Here is a 16,144-nt window from a genome sequence, read left to right on the forward strand (position 1 = left end):
CGGTCACCTTCAAGGACGGCGTCCCCAACTACCTGGTCCGCGCGAAGGGCGACACGCTGGAGATGGTGCTCGCCAAGGAGAAGGCCGCCACGGCCGCGGCGAAGCCCGCGAAGAAGGGCCACAAGCCGGCCGGCCGCGGGAAGGCCCCCAAGGGCCACGGCAACAAGCACTGAAAAGCCACGCGGGGAGACCCGCTGCGACAGAGCCGCCGCGCGAGAGCGCCGACCGGCTCTTTCGCATTTTGTGGGCTCCCGCGCGCCGCGCGCGGCTCGAGCGCCCACGATGGACGATGCCTCGCGAAGCTCAGCAGGTCGCGCTTGGAGCTCCTGGCGCCTGACCGCGCGCGTTTGGCTCACGCGCGCCGCGCGGCTCGAGCGCCGCAGCGCCTCGAGGGCGAGCAGACCCGCCCCGCGACGACGAGCAACGTCGCCACGTTGAAGACCGGCCACGGGCGCACCGAGATGAAGTCGACCACGAAGCCGCGGCTCACGCGGTCGAGCAGGTTCCCGAGGGCACCCGCGAGCAGCAGGACATACGCGACGAGCTCGCGCCGCGGCGCACTCCACGCCGCTGCGCGCCGCGCACCCGCGAGCAGGAGCGTCGCGACTGCGGGAAGCACGGCGAGCACCACCGGCCGCGCGGGGATGTCCACGCCGCGGAGCAGGCTGAAGGCCACGTCGTGGTTCTCCGTGTAGGCGAGGTCGACGCCCGGCAACACCGGCCGCGCCACGCGCGACGCGAGGCACGAGGGTCGCCGCGGCCTGGTCGCGTGGTCGCAGCCCACGAGGCCGGCGACGGAGAGGAGCGACACGACAGACACGACGGGGCTGATCCGGCGAGTGGGCGCGTCTGACGGGCGGTGCATGCGCTCGAGACCCGCGAGCGACGTCGCCCATTCCCGCGGGCGCGCGCCTCGCGCGGGCTGCCAGCTAGCGCGTCCCCCGACCCTTGCGCGTCGCGCGCGGCAGCGAGGTGGCGCTCGTCGCGAGGAGATCCCACCCGTGGGACACGCCGGCGCGGTGCGCGAGCGCGCCTGCGTACGCGATCATCGCGGCGTTGTCGGTCGAGCTCGCGAGATCGGGCAGGTGCACCCGGAGCCCGAGCAGCTTGCTCGCCTCCGACACGCGCGCCCGGAGCTCGCGGTTGGCGGCGACACCGCCACCGAGGACCACGTCGCGCACGCCCTCGCGCTTCGCCGCGGCCATGAGCTTGTTGGTGAGCACGGTCGTCACCGCCGCCTGAAACGACGCGCACACGACCGCCAGCCGGAGCCCCCTCGGGCACCCCGTGCTTCGCCACGTGCGCGGCGACCTGGGTCTTCAGGCCCGAGAAGCTGAGGTCGAGGGTCCTGGTGCTCGCCATCGGCGGCGTGAAGAGCCCGGGCTCGGGCACGGCCTCCGCGCGAGCCGGTCGATCGCCGGGCCTCCCGGGTAGCCGAGGCCGAGCAGCTTCGCGACCTTGTCGAAGGCCTCGCCGGCGGCGTCATCTCGGGTGGCGCCGAGCTCGTGACCGCCTCCGGGGTGACGCCCTCGACTCGGTAAATAGCGGTATGTCCACCGGAAACCAGCAGCGCAACGAACGGGAGCGCGGGCAAAGTCGGCGCGTCCGCGCCCCGCCGTAGCTGGCACGCGAACAGGTGCCCCACCAGGTGGTCGACCCCACGAGCAGCTTGCCGGCGGCCCAGGCGAGGCCCTTCGCGAACTGCACGCCCACGAGCAGCGCGCCCACGAGGCCCGGGCGACAGGTCACCGCCACGGCGTCCACGCTGGCGAGCGTCGCGCCCCGCCTGCTCGAGGGCCAGTGACACGACGTGAGGGGAGGTTCGTCAGGTGGTCGCGCGACGCGCGAGCTCGGGGATGACCCCACCGTACGGGGCGTGGAGCGCGACCTGGCTCTGCACGACGTCCGAGAGCACGCGGCCCTGCGCGTCGACGAGCGCGGCCGCGGTCTCGTCGCACGAGGTCTCGAGGCCGAGCACGAGCATGGGCGAGGCTCCGCCCTACTTGCAGTTGACCGACGCGAAGATGGGCACGGCCTGCGCCGTATTTCCGAGGGCGAGCGCCAGGTCGGAGCGGTCGCGGAGCGTGCTCACGAGCTTGTCGCACGCGCCTGGGCAGAAGCGCACCTTGCCGCCCTCGCTCGTCCAGCCCGTGGGCTCGGCGCAGCCCTGCGAGGGCTTGATGGAGACCGTCTGGCGGCGGACGGGATCGTAGTACGAGACCTCGGCCTTCTCGTCGATGGCCCCCTTCGGCGCGTCGTAGAGACACGAGGTGAGGTCGCGGGTCACCTGGCTGAACGCGTCGGAGCCCTTCACCTGGTCTTTGCGCGAGTCGTAGAGCTTCAGGTTGGTGCCGGCGGACGACGCCGCCTCCACGAGCTCCGGATCGGCCGGGGCCGCCGAGTCGCCGAGGAGCAGCGCGTAGGTGTTGAGCTTGCCGCGCTTGACCACGTCGACGAGCTTGGTGCCCGCGGTGCACTTGGTCGACGCGAAGTCGCGGTTGCCGAGGATGAGCACGCCCTTGCGGCTGAAGCTCGCGAAGGTCGCCTCGTTCAGCTTGGAGTAGGCTGCGTCGAGCGCGGCGTCGAGCTTCAGCGGGGTGGCGATGGGCTCGAGCACCGACTTCTTGGAGACGAAGTCGGCGATCTTCAGCGCGATGGCGGTCTGCGCCTTCAGCGCGGGCTGCAGCGGGACGTCGAGCGTGGGGAACACGCGGTTGGTGCAGTCGACGCCCTGCGGGATGATCTTCAGGCCGAGCTGGGTGGCCTCGAACGCGGGATCGGCGAGCGAGAGGCCGAGGGCGCGCGACACCGTCGTGTCGCTGTAGAAGTCGGAGAGACGCACGGAGCCGTCCAGCAGCACGAGGAGCGCGTTCGGCGTCGCCTTGATCTCGAAGGTCTGACAGACACCTTCGCGCGGCGTGACCGTCCTGGCTTCGTTGCCGGCCATCAGCTTGTTGGCCTCCTTCTCGCAGATGGGCTGCCGCTGCGACTTGGACTGGCAGAGGCCGGCGCTGAGCAGGCCGCTGATACGGTGCGCGGTGGGGTTGCCCTTGTCGTCAACACCCTGACCAAGTCGCACAGCCCGGGGGCGAGCTGAAACTGCTGGGGCTTGGCCGGGTCGGGGACGAAGTAGCCCTCGTCGGCGTCGAAATCGAGCACCTCGGCGATCTCGCCGCCGTCGAAGAAGGCGCGGACGTTGAGGCCGTCGCCGTCCTTCGGGATCGCGGGCGCCGGCGCCGGGAGCGAGGGCGCGCCGGCCGAGCCCGGGTGCGCGTAGAGGCACTTGGCGGGATCGAGCACGAACGGGGTCTGCCCGGTGGGGGTGATGCACCGCTCGACGCTGAAGCACGTGGTCGCCGCGCCGTTCACCATGGCCTCCGAGAACTCGGTGAGCTTCGCGGGGTCGGCGTCCATGGGGGCGCAGCGCCCGGCCTTGCAGGTCTCCTCGGACTTGCAGTCGATCTTGTCGAAGCACGCGAACGAGAGGGGCATCGGCAAGAAGATGATCTTGTCGGGGGAGTAGGTCTGGCGGGTCGAGCGGAGGATGCGCCCCTTCGCGGCGTTCGTGCCGAGCTCGATGCGCGTGTTCACGCAGTCCGCGAACTGGTCGACCGCGGTCGACTCGAGGCGCTCCTCGGAGTAGCCAGCCACCGTGATGGTCACGGGGAGACCGCGGTTGTCGGCGCTGATCGGGAGCGTGCCGAGCGTCTTGGGGAGCTGCACCTTGCCGTCGTAGACGCGGTAGCTGTCGCACTTCACCTGGGTGCCGCCGACGAGGACGTCGACGCGGATGGTCTTCAGGTCCTTCGGGACGCGCACCTGGGTGGAGATGCCGGCGACGAACTCGGTCTGCTTCTTTCCTTCACAGCCCGACCACGCGAGCCCTGCGAGGGAGATGATGCCAAGCGTAACGGCGCGACGGAGGCTCATGGTGCAAACTCTCCAGAGGGGCGGGAGACAGGAGGATAAGGGGAGAATATGGGGCGAGAGGACGAGGACGAGGCCTACTGGTGCTCTACGATGAAAGGCGAGAGCGTGCCACGGTACGGCTCCTGGTCCTTCGGCGCGAAGAGCACGGCGGCCGCGCCGATGCCCACGCCGATGACCACCACGGTGCCGATGAGCCACGGCACGAAGCTCGGCTGCTTGTCCTCGTTCAGCACGGCCGTGACCGGGCGCTCGCCACCCTTCGGCACCTCGACGTCGAGGTTGAAGGTGTAATATCCATTCTTCTTGGCGGTGACGACGTGGGGGCCCGCGTCGACCGCGCCCTCGAAGCGGGTCGACCCGACGACCTTGCCGTCGATGAGGATGACCGCCCCCTCCGGCTTGGTGGTCACCACGAGCTTGCCCTGGCGCTGCTCCTTCGAGAGCCCAAGCGTGACGGCCGCGGACTCGCCCTCCTTCAGGAACACCGACTGCTTGGCAGTGGAGAAGCCGGGCGCCGACGCCTCCACGACGTAGGGCTCGGCGCGCACGACGAGGCGACCGGTGTACGGCGCCGCGCCCACCTCTTTGCCGTCGACGCGCACGGTGGCGTTCGGGGCGCCGCTCACCTGCACGGTGACGGTGGTGAGCTTGGCCACCGCCTCGAGCTTGAGCTCGATGGGCTCGGGCTTTTTGCCCTGCGGGAGCGAGCGGACGGCCGCGGCGTCGATGAAGCCGGGCTTCTTCGCGGCGAAGCGACGCTCGCCGATGTCGACGCGCTGCGGCGGCAGCGGAGACACGCCCACCTCCACGTCGTCGACGAAGACCTTCGCGCCGGGCTCGGACACAGTGATGGGCACCTCGACGACGAACGTCTCGAGGCCGGCCGCGGTGTCCTTCACCCGGGTCTCCTCGGCCGCTTCGAGCTTGCCCGCGGCCTCGGCGAGCTCGCGCTTCAGCGTGGCGATCGCGCGGGCGTACTGGCCCGTGTTCTTCTCGCAGATGGCCACGTTGAAGAGCACGCGGGGGTTCTTCGACTCGTTGTAGACGTCGAGAAACTCGGTGCGCGCGGCGCCCCAGTTTCCGGCGCCGAAGAGCACGAGCGCCGTGTCCCATTTGGAGTGCACCGACGCCGGCAGGTCCTCGCGGATGGTCTTGGACTTCACCTTGGCGGCCCGAGGCTGGGCCAGCGCCATGGGGGGGACCGACGCGGCGAGGACCGAGCCGAGGAGTACGCACGTGACCGCGCGCTGAAACGGAAGTCGAAGGAGGGATCGCATCGGGTTCGTTCTTCGGTCGGGGTGCGGAGCAAGCGGGCGGCGGACGGCGCGCGTCGCGGGGATCGCGCGATCCCGCGAGCGGCGCACAGGTGCTCCCTGGTTGTAGCGGAGGATCGCGCGGAGCGGGGTAAATCCGCAGGTTGATCGCGCTCACGAGCTCACGAGCTCACGAGCTCACGAGCTCACGAGCGCGAATCCCAGGTTGCGGGCAGTCAGCGACGCGGTATCTCCCCGCGGGCTGAAGCCCGCGGGTGCGTGCAGAGATGGGACCTGCAGAACCGGTCAGTTCGCCAGGCCCTGCTGGACGGCCCGCAGCGCCGACGGACGGGCTTCGCGCTCGGGGCGCCCGGCGAGGTGGCGGCCTTGGGCTGGCCGGCCGGGTTGGTCGGGCCGCTCGAAGCCGTGGCGCTCGGCGCGGCGCTCGCCACGGCCGACGGCGGGGGGCGACGGCCGAAGGCGGCGGGGCCGCGGTCACCACGGCGGACGCGACGCCTCGCACGGGGTCGGGGGTCGCCTGCTGACCGCCGCTCGGCCGCGTGACCAGGATGGCGACGACGACCGCCGCGAGGGCGATGCCCGCGCCCGTGAGCAGCAGCTTGGCCGGGCTCTTGGCGGCCTCGGAGTCGGTGGTCGCGAGCGTGGGCGCGGGCGGCGGCGTGGTGACCGACGCGACCGCCATGCTCGGCCGCGCGAAGGGCTCGGCGGCGTCGCGGGTGCTCCCGTGAGACACGCCGACGGGCTCGGCCATCGTGAGCCCGTCGTGGTGGCTCGGCGGGCGCGGCTTCGGCTCCCCCAGCACGACTGTGCCGGTGGGGCCCGAGGGCATCTCGACCTTGAGCTCGAGCGGCGGGACCGGCACCAGGACGCCCGGTCCGAGGCCCGACACCGCCCCGCGACCAAGCTCCGAGAAGGCGAGGGCGGACGGGCGCGCGATGTCGCGCGAGTGTCGCCCCATGTCCTCCGGTGGCACGTAGGCCCGCATGCGCTGGATGTGGGCGCGGCCCCGCTCGTCCGCGTAGGGCTCGAGCGCCTCGGCCATGGCCAAGGCGGACGAGTAGCGCGCGTCAGGCTCGCGGGCGAGGCCCTTGTGAATGACGGCCGCGAGGCCCTCCGGCAGGTGCGGCGCCAGGGTCTCGAGGGGGTCGGGATCGCAGGTGAAGAGCTTGAAGAGCAGCTCGGTGAGCTGGCCGCTCTCGGTGGAGAACGGCGTGCGCCCGGAGAGGAGCTCGTACATGATGACGCTCACCGAGTAGACGTCGGTGCGGCCGTCGACCTCTTTCGGCGATTTCGCCTGCTCGGGCGACATGTAGAGCGGCGTGCCCAGGGCGGAGTGGGTCTGCGTGAGCGACTCGCTGCCCGGGGTCTGGACTTTGCTGATGCCGAAGTCAAGTATCTTGACGAAGTCAGGGTCACCGTCTTTCGTGACCACGAAGCAGTTCGACGGCTTCATGTCGCGGTGGATGATGCCGGCGGCGTGCGCGGCCTGGAGGGCGCGCAGCACCTGGAGCGCGTACAGAACGACCCGCTCGGGCGCGATGCCCGGGCGCCCCTCCGCCTCGAGCACCTGCGCGAGATCGCGCCCGTCGAGGCAGTCCATCACCAGGTAGGGGGCACCCGAGGGCAGCTTCCCTACGTCGTCGACCTTCACGACGTGGTCGCTGATGATGGCCTTCGCGGCCACGCCCTCGTTCAGGAACCTGTCGACCGCCCCGGGCACGTCGACGTATGTCGGGTTCATGAACTTGATGGCCACCGGCGCGCGCAAGAGCAGGTGGTACGCGCGCACGACGGCGCCCATGCCGCCTTGCCCGAGGATGCGGTCGACCTGGTATTTGCCGTCGATGACCTCCCCGGGCTGGGGGTAGGCCGACTTTGGATCAAAGGCCATTCGGAACAGCCACAATAGGGAGGGTTGGCCGAGGATGCCAGGTGCGCGATTTCTGGGCGATCGAAGAGGCGCTTTTTTGGCTATAGGTGGCCGCCATGAGCAAGACGCCTAGCGACTCGCCAACCCCACCCGCGGCCACGGTCGAGGCGCACCCGGATCCCGCGGCAACGCTCGACGCGATGGACGCGAAGGCGCTCCTCGGCGGTGGCGAGGCCCGCATCGCGCACCAGCACAAGAACGGCAAGCTCACCGCCCGCGAGCGCATCGAGCTGCTGCTCGACCCCGGCTCGTTCATAGAGATCGGGAGGTTCGTCACGCACCGCTGCACCGACTTCAACATGGAGAAGCAGAAGGTGTTGGGCGACGGCGTCGTCACGGGCCACGGCCTCGTCGACGGCCGGAAGGTGTTCGTGTTCGCCCAAGACTTCACCGTCTTCGGCGGCTCGCTCTCCGGCGCGTACGCCCAAAAAATCTGCAAGATCATGGACATGGCCATGAAGGTCGGCGCGCCGGTCATCGGCCTGAACGACTCGGGCGGCGCGCGCATTCAAGAGGGCGTCGAGTCGCTCGCCGGCTACGCGGACATCTTCCTGCGCAACACGCTCGCGAGCGGCGTCGTGCCGCAGCTCAGCGCCATCATGGGCCCGTGCGCGGGCGGCGCCGTGTACTCGCCGGCCATCACGGACTTCATCCTGATGGTCGAGAACACGAGCTACATGTTCATCACCGGGCCCGAGGTCATCAAGGCCGTGACCCGCGAGGAGGTCACCATGGAGGACCTCGGCGGCGCCGCCACCCACGCCTCGCGGAGCGGCGTGTGCCACCTCACCTCGCCGAGCGACGCGCTGTGCATCGCGCAGCTCCGGGAGCTCTTGTCGTTCCTGCCGTCGAACAACACGGAAGACCCGCCGTGGAAGCCCACCGACGACCCGGCGCTTCGCGAGGTGCCGGAGCTCGACGCGATGATCCCCCTCGAGTCGAACCGCCCCTACGACGTGAAGGAGGTCATCACGGCGGTGGTCGACGACGCGCACTTCTTCGAGATCGCGGAGCAGTACGCGCCCAACATCGTGGTGGGGTTCGCGCGCGTGGGGGGGCGACCCGTAGGCGTCGTCGCGAACCAGCCGGCGGTGCTGGCGGGCGTGCTCGACATCAACGCGAGCATGAAGGCCGCGCGCTTCGTGCGCTTCTGCGACTGCTTCAACATCCCCCTCGTCACGTTCGTCGACGTGCCCGGCTTCCTGCCCGGCACGGCGCAAGAGTTCGGCGGAATCATCAAACACGGCGCCAAGTTGCTCTTCGCCTTCGCCGAGGCGACCGTGCCCAAGCTCACCGTCATCTTGCGCAAGGCCTACGGCGGCGCCTACGACGTCATGGCTTCCAAGCACCTCCGCGCCGACGTGAACCTCGCCTTCCCCACCGCCGAGATCGCGGTCATGGGCCCCGAGGGCGCGGTGAACATCGTGCGCAAGGGCGAGATCGCGCGCGCCGCCGATCCCGCGGCCGCGCGCGCCGAGTTCATTGCAGACTACAAGAACACCTTCGCGAACCCCTACAAGGCCGCGGAGCTCGGCTTCATCGACGAGGTCATCCACCCGCGCACGCTCCGCGCGCGGCTGTCGCGCTCGCTCGACCTGCTGAAGGACAAGCGCGACACGAACCCGCCGCGCAAACACACGAACCTGCCGCTCTAGGGCGGTTAGCGAGCTCGCGAAGTGTCCCAGCTGCCTCCTTCAATCTCCTACTCTTCTGGCCTCGGTCTTACCGCCTGTGGTAATACTCTCCCATGCGCATCACCACGAAGGGTCAGGTCACGATCCCGCAGGAGATTCGGGAAGAGCTGGGCCTCCTCCCGAACACTGAGGTCACCTTCGACATCGTCGACGGCGAGGCGCGGCTCCGCAAAGTGACGCGTGGTGGCAAGCTCTCGCGCGGCGACGGAGTGCTGGCCCATCTCCGCAGCGTGCGCCCCTCGAACAAGCTCTCCACGGACGAGATCATGGCGCTCATGCGCGGCAAGTCGTGAGACCGCGAGCGAGCGCCGGAGGCGGATCCGAAGGCGCAGAGCTGCTTTGAAGACGCTCGTCGACACGAACGTGCTCCTCGACATCATCACGCGCGATCCGAAGTGGCTCTCGTGGTCCGAGGTCGCGCTCCGCGAGGCCGCGGAGCGGTCCACACTGGCCATCAACCCGATCGTGTTCGCCGAGGTGAGCATGAAGTTCGACCGTATCGAGGCCGCGGACGCGGCGCTCGTCGACTTCGTGCGCGAGCCGCTGCCCTACGAAGCCGGGTTTCTCGCTGGGAAGGCCTTCCTCGCCTACAGGCGCCGCGGCGGGGAGAAGCGCTCGCCCATGCCCGACTTCTACGTGGGCGCCCACGCGGTCATCGGGCGCATGACCCTACTCACCCGCGACGCGGCTCGGTACCGGACCTACTTCCCAGGGCTCAAGGTCATCGCTCCGTAGCATTGGTTCGGTATCCATCGCGCGAGATCCCGAGGTCCGTCGCACGTGAAGTGCCGCCGCCTCGCGGGTCGCTCACGACCGCGAGCCGGGAGCCTCCCGACGCCCGATTTCGACCCCCGCGCACCCGAGAGGCCCATCGGCGACGCTCATCGCGACTGCTAGGTCGCGGGAGCTCGAGGCGGCTGCTACCTTCCTGGCATGCGCTCACGACGCTGGGTGTGGGCCCTGGGGGGGTGTCTGGGGGTGTGTCTGGGGGTGTGTCTCGGGGCCGCGTGCGCGGCGCCGGACGCACCGGGGCCAGCAGCAGAAGGCGGCAGTGACGCGGCCGCGCCCGACGGCCGCTACGTGCCAACGCCGACCGCGTGTTTCGGCGCCTCCCCCAGGTTCAAGACGTGCGGAGGGCTCTGCGGGAACGCGCGTCGTGACGACTGCGTCGTGACGTTTGGGGCCGGGGACCAACAGAGGCAAAGCCTCCGCGTCACCGAGCCGTGTGACGCCGCCGACCTCGGCGAAGCGACCTGCGCCTCACTCAAGTACGGCGGCGGGACCCTTCGCTGCCACACGACGTGCGACTACGACACCGGGGACTGCGATGCCTGCGCGAGGGGCGGCTCCATCGTCGCGTGTGGGCGCGTCGCGGCCGACACCGTCGCGCCGGAAGCCCTCTCCCTCGCGGCCACCGACGACGCCGTGGCGCTCGCGTGGGTCGCCGAGACGGCGCCCGGCGGCGGCGCGACGGTGCATGTCGCGCTCTACGCGCGCGACTTCGCGCGTATCGCGCACACGACCTTCGCGACGGAGTGCTTCGCCCCGCTGTACGAGCGGCGAGTGGCGATTGCTGCAGTGCCCACCGGCTGGATCCTCGCCGTTCAGGGAGGCGCCGGGGTCACCGTGCGCGCGCTCGATGCCCAAGGGGGCGCTCGCGGGGCCGCCCGCGTGGTCCCGGGTGCGAATCAGCCCGCGCTGACCGCGCGTCCGGGCGCGGGTCCGCTGTTCGTGTGGGAGGACGAGGGGGTCCACGCCGCGTTGTTGAACGAAGACGGCACCGAGGCCACGGCCCCCGTGGTGGCCTTCCGCGCGGCGCTGGACGGTGGCGGTGGCGTGTTCGTGGGCGACGGGTTCCTGCTCGCCCAGCGCGACGGGGCGGGCGAGGGGGTGGCCGTCGCACGCATCGACCTCGCGGGGCGCCTCGTGAGCGTGACCCACCCGGTCGGGAGCACGAGCGAGTACGCACAGATCGCGTGGACGGGGAGCGAGGCGCGCCTCGTGTACAGTGACTTCGGGAACCCGACGAACAAGTTCTGGGTGCCGCTGGATCGAGACGGCGCGGCGATCGGCGCGAGGGTGCCGCTCGCGAAGACCTACTTCGGGACTTGCCCGGTGTACGCGGACGGCGCCGACACCGTGGTGCTGCTCGCGGGCTATTCGGTGAGTGGCGAAGCGACAGGGCTCGACGCGATGCGGATCGGTCCCGCGGGCGCGACGGTCACCGAGCCGTTTCACGTATCGCAGAGCCCCACGCAGCAGAGCTCCCAGCAGATGGTGAGGCAGGGCACCGACGCGGTGGTTGCCTGGATCGAGGGCTCGGGTCAATGGAGCCCCTGGTTCTCACCGTACGGCGATCCGGGGCGCATCCAGCTGGCTCGGATCCGACCGTGAGACGGGCTTGCACGACGCGCCTTTACGGAGCCGCCGCCCCGCGGGTCCCTCACGACCGCAAGCCGGGGGCCTGGCGACGCCCGAGCTCGACCGCCGCGCCGACCCGAGAGCCCTCGCCGACCGTCGTTTCCCTGCGGGGAGGCCTCCGGGAGGCCTCCGGGAGCCCACTCTCGCCCAACCGCTGCGCCCCGACGACGCTCCGGCGGCGATTCTGGACGCGAGTGCGTGAACAAGTGGGCGCGAGACTACGGGGCCTTGGGGCGGCCCTTGCCCTTGAGGAAGCCACGAACGTCGGCGTCGATCTTTTCCGCCATGGTGGCGGCCGTCGCGTTCGGCGGGAACGAGACGTACCAGGAGTCCCGATGTGCGGTGGTGACGACTTCGAGATTGCTATGAACACCGTGAAGGTCGTCGCGGGTGATGAACATCACCCACACGTGGTCGAGGCGAGCCCTGGTCACGACGGGCCGCTGCTTCGCCTTCTTCGTGCCGTCCTTCTTGAGGACATCGACCCAATCGACCCGATCCACCCACAGTCCGAGTGGAACGTTCACAACGCTCGCCTTCCCATACGGGTTGGGCTTGGTCATCCCGGTGGCCTCTTCGGACTGGATGAGCACCGCCACGAGAAGCGGCGGAACCTTCACGCTGGTCGGAGGCGTTCCGGTCTTCGTTCCCCCTTCGGCCGTACGCTCGGCAACGAGGATTCCGTCGGTGTCCATGGGCGACATCCAGCCGTAGGTCTTCCCCTTCTTCCAATACGGCGTGTAGAGCCGAACCGTTCGTAGCTTCAGGCAGTTGAGGTTCTTGGCAGCAGTCTCGGCAGCAGCTTTGACGTTGGACTTGAAGGTCATTGGTCCCTTCCGCCAAGCTGTTGGCGCACCGGGTAGCTGATCGCCTGCCGGCGTAGGGCGCACCTCCTGCTCGATGTCCTTCTCCTCCGCGCCCCAGCGCCGCGCGAGCCCATCGATGGGCATGGAGGCCAGGCGCGCCGCCAAGCCGAGCGTGATGGTCAACACGGCGATCGACCGGTAGGAAGGCGGGGAGGGAGAGCACACAGAGAAAGAAGACGGAGAAGGGTCTCTTGGCCGGGCCCCCTCTCCGTCGTGCTTCGCCGGCATCGAAAAGCAACGAAGCCCAGATAGATTCGTCGCGAGCGGCCTCGGGATCAAGTCCTGGATCGCCGGGATGCCCACGTGCGCGCAGGCGCGGCCAGGCTCGTGCCCGTGTTGCGGCGCCCCCTCGAGTCCGCTCGGAGAGCGGCTGATCATCGTCGGGCACGGGCTCGTCGAGCGGCAGATCCAGGGCCCCGCGGCGGCGGACGGCGTCCCCGAGCAAGGCGTGGTGACGCTCCGGCGCTACCGTTGCCGCAGGTGCGACGCCGTACTCATCGTCGGCCCGCGGGGCCTCGTGGTTCGGCGCTGGTACGGCGCGGGCGCGATCTCCGTCGCGCTCGCCGTCTTCGCGGGCGGCGGGACCACGGCCGACGCGCGTGCCCGGACGAGCCCTCGACGCACCGTGGGAGGCTCCGCCGTCGACCGCTGGATCACCCTGGTGCGCTGGCTCGACGCGGTCCGCGAGATGCGCCTCTTCGCCGTGGCCGGCCTCGACGGGCTCGGGCGGCGAGACGTCGCCCGCTACGTCCTTCTCGCGCTCGCGGCCCGCGGAGGTCACACCCCCGGTGCCGATCTCGCCTCGTCTGCCTTCGCTGGAGCATGTGCGGCGGCGTGATCCGAGACCGCGTAGTCGCCTTACGCCGGCGCACTCGGTGCGCCGACGTCGACGAACACCACGACGGCGCGCGAGGTCCCTGAAGATCCACTGAGGAGGATCGGCGGAAAGGCCGTCCGGACCTGTCACGAAGTCCTCGCGGGCATTGAGCCCACCAAGGAGACCCATGGACAACCTGACACCGAAGAATCACGGCGAGGAAGTGGCCGTCTTTCGCCACGCCCTCATCGGCGAGCTCGCGAGCGCGGAGCTCGATCATGGCGCACGCGCAGAGGCGCTACGCCGCCTGAGCGCGCAGCGCGTACGCCCGCCCGACAGTGACACCACCCGCACCTACTCCGTGCCCACCCTCGAGCGCTGGCTCTACGCCTTCAAACGGGGCGGGCTGAAGGCCCTCATCCCGCACGCTCGCGGCGATCGCGGTCGAGGGCGCGCGCTGAATCCTGCGCTGCGTGAGCTGCTCTGCGACATCCGTCGAGAGCACCCGAGCGTGAGCGTCACGCTCATCCTGCGCACGCTCGGCGCGGACGGCCGCGTGGGCCCCGAAGTGACCGAGTGCACGGTGCGGCGCATGTTTGCCGAAAAGGGCCTCGTGCGTACGGCCTCGGCCGACGGCGACGGCACGAAGACCCGACTCCGGTGGCATGCTGCCCGGCCCGGCGCGCTCTTGCACGGAGACGTGTGCCACGGCCCCACGCTCACCCTCGACGGACGCAAGACGCCAGTGCGCGTGCACGCGCTCATGGACGACGCCTCACGCTACGTCGTCGCGCTGCGGGTGGCTCCCGACGAGCGCGAGAAGACGATGCTCTCGCTCTTCACGCAGTCGCTCATGGAGCACGGCAAATTCGACGCGCTCTATCTCGACAACGGCGCGACCTACCGCGGCGACATCCTTCGGCTCGCGTGCGCGCGACTCGGCATTACGCTCCTCCACGCCAAACCCTACGACGCCCCCGCGCGCGGCAAAATGGAGCGCTTCTGGCGTCGCATGCGGGAGCAGGCGCTCGACCACATCGGTCAGGTCGCCTCGCTCGCCGACGTCGAGGCGAAGCTCCGCACTTGGCTCGCGCGCTACTACCAGTCCACGCCGCACGCAGGCATCCTCGGCCGCGCGCCGGCCACCGTCTTCGCGGAGGGCGAGAAGGTCCGCGTCTCCGAGGACGAGCTCCGCCAGGCGCTCACCATGCGCGTGCGCCGCCGTGTCCGCCGCGACACAACCGTCAGCGTTGGCGGTGTGCTCTACGAGGTCCCGCTCGGCTATCTCGCGGGGCAGATCGTCACGATCGCGAAGAGCCACTTCGACGACAGCGTCCCCGTCATCGAGCTCGACGACAAGCGCATCCCGCTCCTCGTCGTCGACCCTTTGCTCAACGGAAGTCGGCAGCGTCCACCTCGCCGAGAGCCGCCCGCCAGAGCTGGTCGGCCCGTCGACTTCGACACGAGCAAGACCCTCGCGGCGGACATCACGAGCAAGACCCTCGCGGCGGACGAAGACCAGGAGGACGACGATGACGCGATCTTCTGACTTCGCTGCCCACTTCGGCCTCCGGGCCCCGCCCTTCTCGAAGGAGGTGGACGACCACGAGCTGTGGCTCCCGGAGACCAAGGCCACGCTCGTCAGCGAAATCGAGGCTGCCCTCGAGGCACGCGAGAGCGTGCTGCTCATGGGCGAGCCCGGCGTCGGAAAGACGTGCGTGCTACGGGCGCTGCGCAACCGGCTACCGCAGGCGGGCTTCCGGCTGACCTATTGCCCTAACGCGACGCTCGGCCGCCGCGACTTCTACCGCTACCTCTGCCACGCCCTCGGCCTCCAGCCCTCGTCGACCGCCGCGAACCTCTTCTTGGCAGTCGAGACCCACGTGCAGAGCCTGCGCCGCGAGAGGCTCCATCCGGTCTTCCTCCTCGACGAGGCGCACCTCCTTCATCCCGACATGCTGGCCCATCTGCACATCCTGATGAACTACGAATGGGACGCGAAGGCGCTGCTTTCGCTGGTCCTCGTCGGCCTCCCGGAGCTCGAGTCGAGCCTGGGTCGGCGCGCCCATCGATCGCTCCTCACGCGCATCCACTCCCGCTTTCTCGTCCCGCCAGCCACGGTCGAGGACACGGCGGAGTACGTGCGCTACCGGCTCGCCGCGATCGGCTGCGACCGCGCCCTCTTCCCGGACGACGCGCTCGCCGCGCTCCACGACGCCTCCGAAGGCGCCCTCCGCGAAATCGACCGCCTCGGCACCGCGGCCCTCCGCGACGCCGCGAGGCGAAAGAAGAAGCTCGTCGACAGGGAGACCGTCTCCCGCGTCGCCGAGCCCATCACTCGCTTCGACTGACCATCACGCCACCCCTAATGCCCCGCACGGCAGCGCGACCCCGCGCCGCCGTCGCGGGGCATCGCTCGTGGCGCGCACGACCGCTCCGCGCGATGGCCATACTGCCCTGCCGGTGCGCGCGCCGACACGATGGGCCTCACGAAGGCGGCGGACATCGCCATCAACCACCCGGCGCGCGCACCGGGGTGACCTTGCCCTCGCGTTCAAGGGGCGCGAGCACCTGCTTCTTGTAGTGGGTCTCCCGGTAGGCGGTCTCGGCGAGCACGAAGTCCTGGACCTCGGCGACGGTGGCGTCCTTCCCGCTGAACCTGGCGACGACGGCCCGTCGGAGCCCGTCGAAGTTGGGCTCACGGCTGAAGAGAAGCTCTTGGGCAGGGTTCGTGGCATCGGAGAACCGGAACTCGCCGGACTGATCGACCTTCCACATAGCCTCCTTCATCTTCGCCATCCCCTTCCAATTGTTGGTGGCGAAGAAGAGGAAGTAGTCCCTCACGTCCTTGTCGTTGCGCATCTCGAAGGACCGGACGTACTTGGCTCCGGCAGCCGCTCGGAGCTGCTTGAGGTAGAGCCCGTGAAGGAACTCGCGTCGAGCCTTCTTCTCCCCGATCGTCGTCACCCTGCGCCACTCGTCCGAGCCGAAGAACGCGTCGAAGTTGTTGGGCTGGTCGCGGTGCTCGATGAACCGGTTGATCTCCTCGAACATGAAGTTGATGAGCACCTCGCAGCTCTGGTTCGCCAGGATCTCCTTCACCAGGGAGAAGGGCGCGCCGGTCCACCCGAACGGGTCGATGAACGCGAAGGTCGGGGGGATTGGCTTCCGTTGCTTCTTGTAGACCTCGAGCAGGTTCTCGCGGAAGCCCT

The 16,144-nt window shown here is 69.8% G+C and carries 13 protein-coding genes and 2 pseudogenes; 7 read left to right on the forward strand and 8 right to left on the reverse strand.

The features are described 5' to 3' along the window. Positions 1-352 precede the first annotated feature (352 nt). The 6 genes and pseudogenes from IPQ09_25270 to IPQ09_25295 form a co-directional block, all read right to left on the reverse strand. Positions 353-865 (reverse strand): signal peptidase II, encoded by a 513-nt coding sequence (locus IPQ09_25270; protein ID MBL0197475.1) that lies wholly within the window; start codon positions 863-865, stop codon positions 353-355. 64 nt (positions 866-929) lie between these two features. Continuing rightward, positions 930-1,984, reverse strand: a pseudogene (gene tsaD, locus IPQ09_25275) (tRNA (adenosine(37)-N6)-threonylcarbamoyltransferase complex transferase subunit TsaD). A gap of 15 nt (positions 1,985-1,999) precedes the next feature. Beyond that, a complete protein-coding gene (locus tag IPQ09_25280) occupies positions 2,000-2,947 on the reverse strand; it encodes a hypothetical protein (protein ID MBL0197476.1) in 948 nt (315 codons plus the stop codon). Continuing rightward, on the reverse strand, positions 2,947-3,930 hold the full coding sequence (locus IPQ09_25285) for a hypothetical protein (GenBank protein ID MBL0197477.1): 984 nt from the start codon (positions 3,928-3,930) through the stop codon (positions 2,947-2,949). Before IPQ09_25285 ends, IPQ09_25280 begins: the two co-directional genes overlap by 1 nt. A 74-nt stretch (positions 3,931-4,004) precedes the next feature. Then, entirely contained in the window at positions 4,005-5,207 is a 1,203-nt protein-coding gene (locus tag IPQ09_25290) for a PEGA domain-containing protein (protein MBL0197478.1), read from the reverse strand. A gap of 166 nt (positions 5,208-5,373) precedes the next feature. After that, a complete protein-coding gene (locus IPQ09_25295) occupies positions 5,374-7,095 on the reverse strand; it encodes a serine/threonine protein kinase (GenBank protein ID MBL0197479.1) in 1,722 nt (573 codons plus the stop codon). 95 nt (positions 7,096-7,190) lie between these two features. Between IPQ09_25295 and IPQ09_25300 the strand changes: the two genes are divergently transcribed. The 4 genes from IPQ09_25300 (at position 7,191) to IPQ09_25315 (ending at position 11,222) form a co-directional block, all read left to right on the forward strand. Next, a complete protein-coding gene (locus tag IPQ09_25300; protein MBL0197480.1) occupies positions 7,191-8,789 on the forward strand; it encodes an acyl-CoA carboxylase subunit beta in 1,599 nt (532 codons plus the stop codon). Between the two features lie 92 nt (positions 8,790-8,881). Then, positions 8,882-9,121: an AbrB/MazE/SpoVT family DNA-binding domain-containing protein gene (locus IPQ09_25305; protein MBL0197481.1), complete on the forward strand. Its 240-nt coding sequence runs from the start codon at positions 8,882-8,884 to the stop codon at positions 9,119-9,121. Positions 9,122-9,167: 46 nt separating this feature from the next. Next, complete coding sequence (locus IPQ09_25310; GenBank protein ID MBL0197482.1) at positions 9,168-9,563, forward strand: type II toxin-antitoxin system VapC family toxin; 396 nt, start codon at positions 9,168-9,170, stop codon at positions 9,561-9,563. Between the two features lie 435 nt (positions 9,564-9,998). Then, positions 9,999-11,222, forward strand: coding sequence for a hypothetical protein (locus tag IPQ09_25315; GenBank protein MBL0197483.1), 1,224 nt, complete (start codon positions 9,999-10,001; stop codon positions 11,220-11,222). 245 nt (positions 11,223-11,467) lie between these two features. Here the strand turns inward: IPQ09_25315 and IPQ09_25320 are convergent, their stop codons facing one another. Next, a complete protein-coding gene (locus IPQ09_25320; GenBank protein MBL0197484.1) occupies positions 11,468-12,241 on the reverse strand; it encodes a hypothetical protein in 774 nt (257 codons plus the stop codon). Positions 12,242-12,410: 169 nt separating this feature from the next. On the opposite strand from IPQ09_25320, the gene IPQ09_25325 reads away from it, so the two are divergent. The 3 genes and pseudogenes from IPQ09_25325 (at position 12,411) to IPQ09_25335 (ending at position 15,283) form a co-directional block, all read left to right on the forward strand. Continuing rightward, entirely contained in the window at positions 12,411-12,953 is a 543-nt protein-coding gene (locus IPQ09_25325; protein MBL0197485.1) for a hypothetical protein, read from the forward strand. A 226-nt stretch (positions 12,954-13,179) separates the two neighbouring features. Beyond that, positions 13,180-14,409, forward strand: a pseudogene (locus IPQ09_25330) (DDE-type integrase/transposase/recombinase). Between the two features lie 55 nt (positions 14,410-14,464). Continuing rightward, the gene (locus IPQ09_25335; protein MBL0197486.1) at positions 14,465-15,283 is read left to right on the forward strand and encodes an AAA family ATPase; all 819 of its coding nucleotides are present in this window, start codon (positions 14,465-14,467) and stop codon (positions 15,281-15,283) included. Between the two features lie 160 nt (positions 15,284-15,443). Here IPQ09_25335 and tcmP read toward each other — a convergent pair. Further along, positions 15,444-16,144, reverse strand: a 701-nt coding sequence (gene tcmP, locus IPQ09_25340; GenBank protein MBL0197487.1) for a three-Cys-motif partner protein TcmP, incomplete at its 5' end; no start/stop codon positions are given.

Source organism: Myxococcales bacterium, from assembly GCA_016720545.1.
Taxonomy (GTDB): Bacteria; Myxococcota_A; Polyangia; order Polyangiales; family Polyangiaceae; genus JAAFHV01.

Bases quoted from the DNA above. Each gene is read 5' to 3' on its own strand.
- IPQ09_25270 (MBL0197475.1), bottom strand. From the start codon at position 865: ATGCACCGCCCGTCAGACGCGCCCACTCGCCGGATCAGCCCCGTCGTG.
- IPQ09_25280 (MBL0197476.1), bottom strand. From the start codon at position 2,947: ATGGCCGGCAACGAAGCCAGGACGGTCACGCCGCGCGAAGGTGTCTGT.
- IPQ09_25285 (MBL0197477.1), bottom strand. From the start codon at position 3,930: ATGAGCCTCCGTCGCGCCGTTACGCTTGGCATCATCTCCCTCGCAGGG.
- IPQ09_25290 (MBL0197478.1), bottom strand. From the start codon at position 5,207: ATGCGATCCCTCCTTCGACTTCCGTTTCAGCGCGCGGTCACGTGCGTA.
- IPQ09_25295 (MBL0197479.1), bottom strand. From the start codon at position 7,095: ATGGCCTTTGATCCAAAGTCGGCCTACCCCCAGCCCGGGGAGGTCATC.
- IPQ09_25300 (MBL0197480.1), top strand. From the start codon at position 7,191: ATGAGCAAGACGCCTAGCGACTCGCCAACCCCACCCGCGGCCACGGTC.
- IPQ09_25305 (MBL0197481.1), top strand. From the start codon at position 8,882: ATGCGCATCACCACGAAGGGTCAGGTCACGATCCCGCAGGAGATTCGG.
- IPQ09_25325 (MBL0197485.1), top strand. From the start codon at position 12,411: ATGCCCACGTGCGCGCAGGCGCGGCCAGGCTCGTGCCCGTGTTGCGGC.
- IPQ09_25335 (MBL0197486.1), top strand. From the start codon at position 14,465: ATGACGCGATCTTCTGACTTCGCTGCCCACTTCGGCCTCCGGGCCCCG.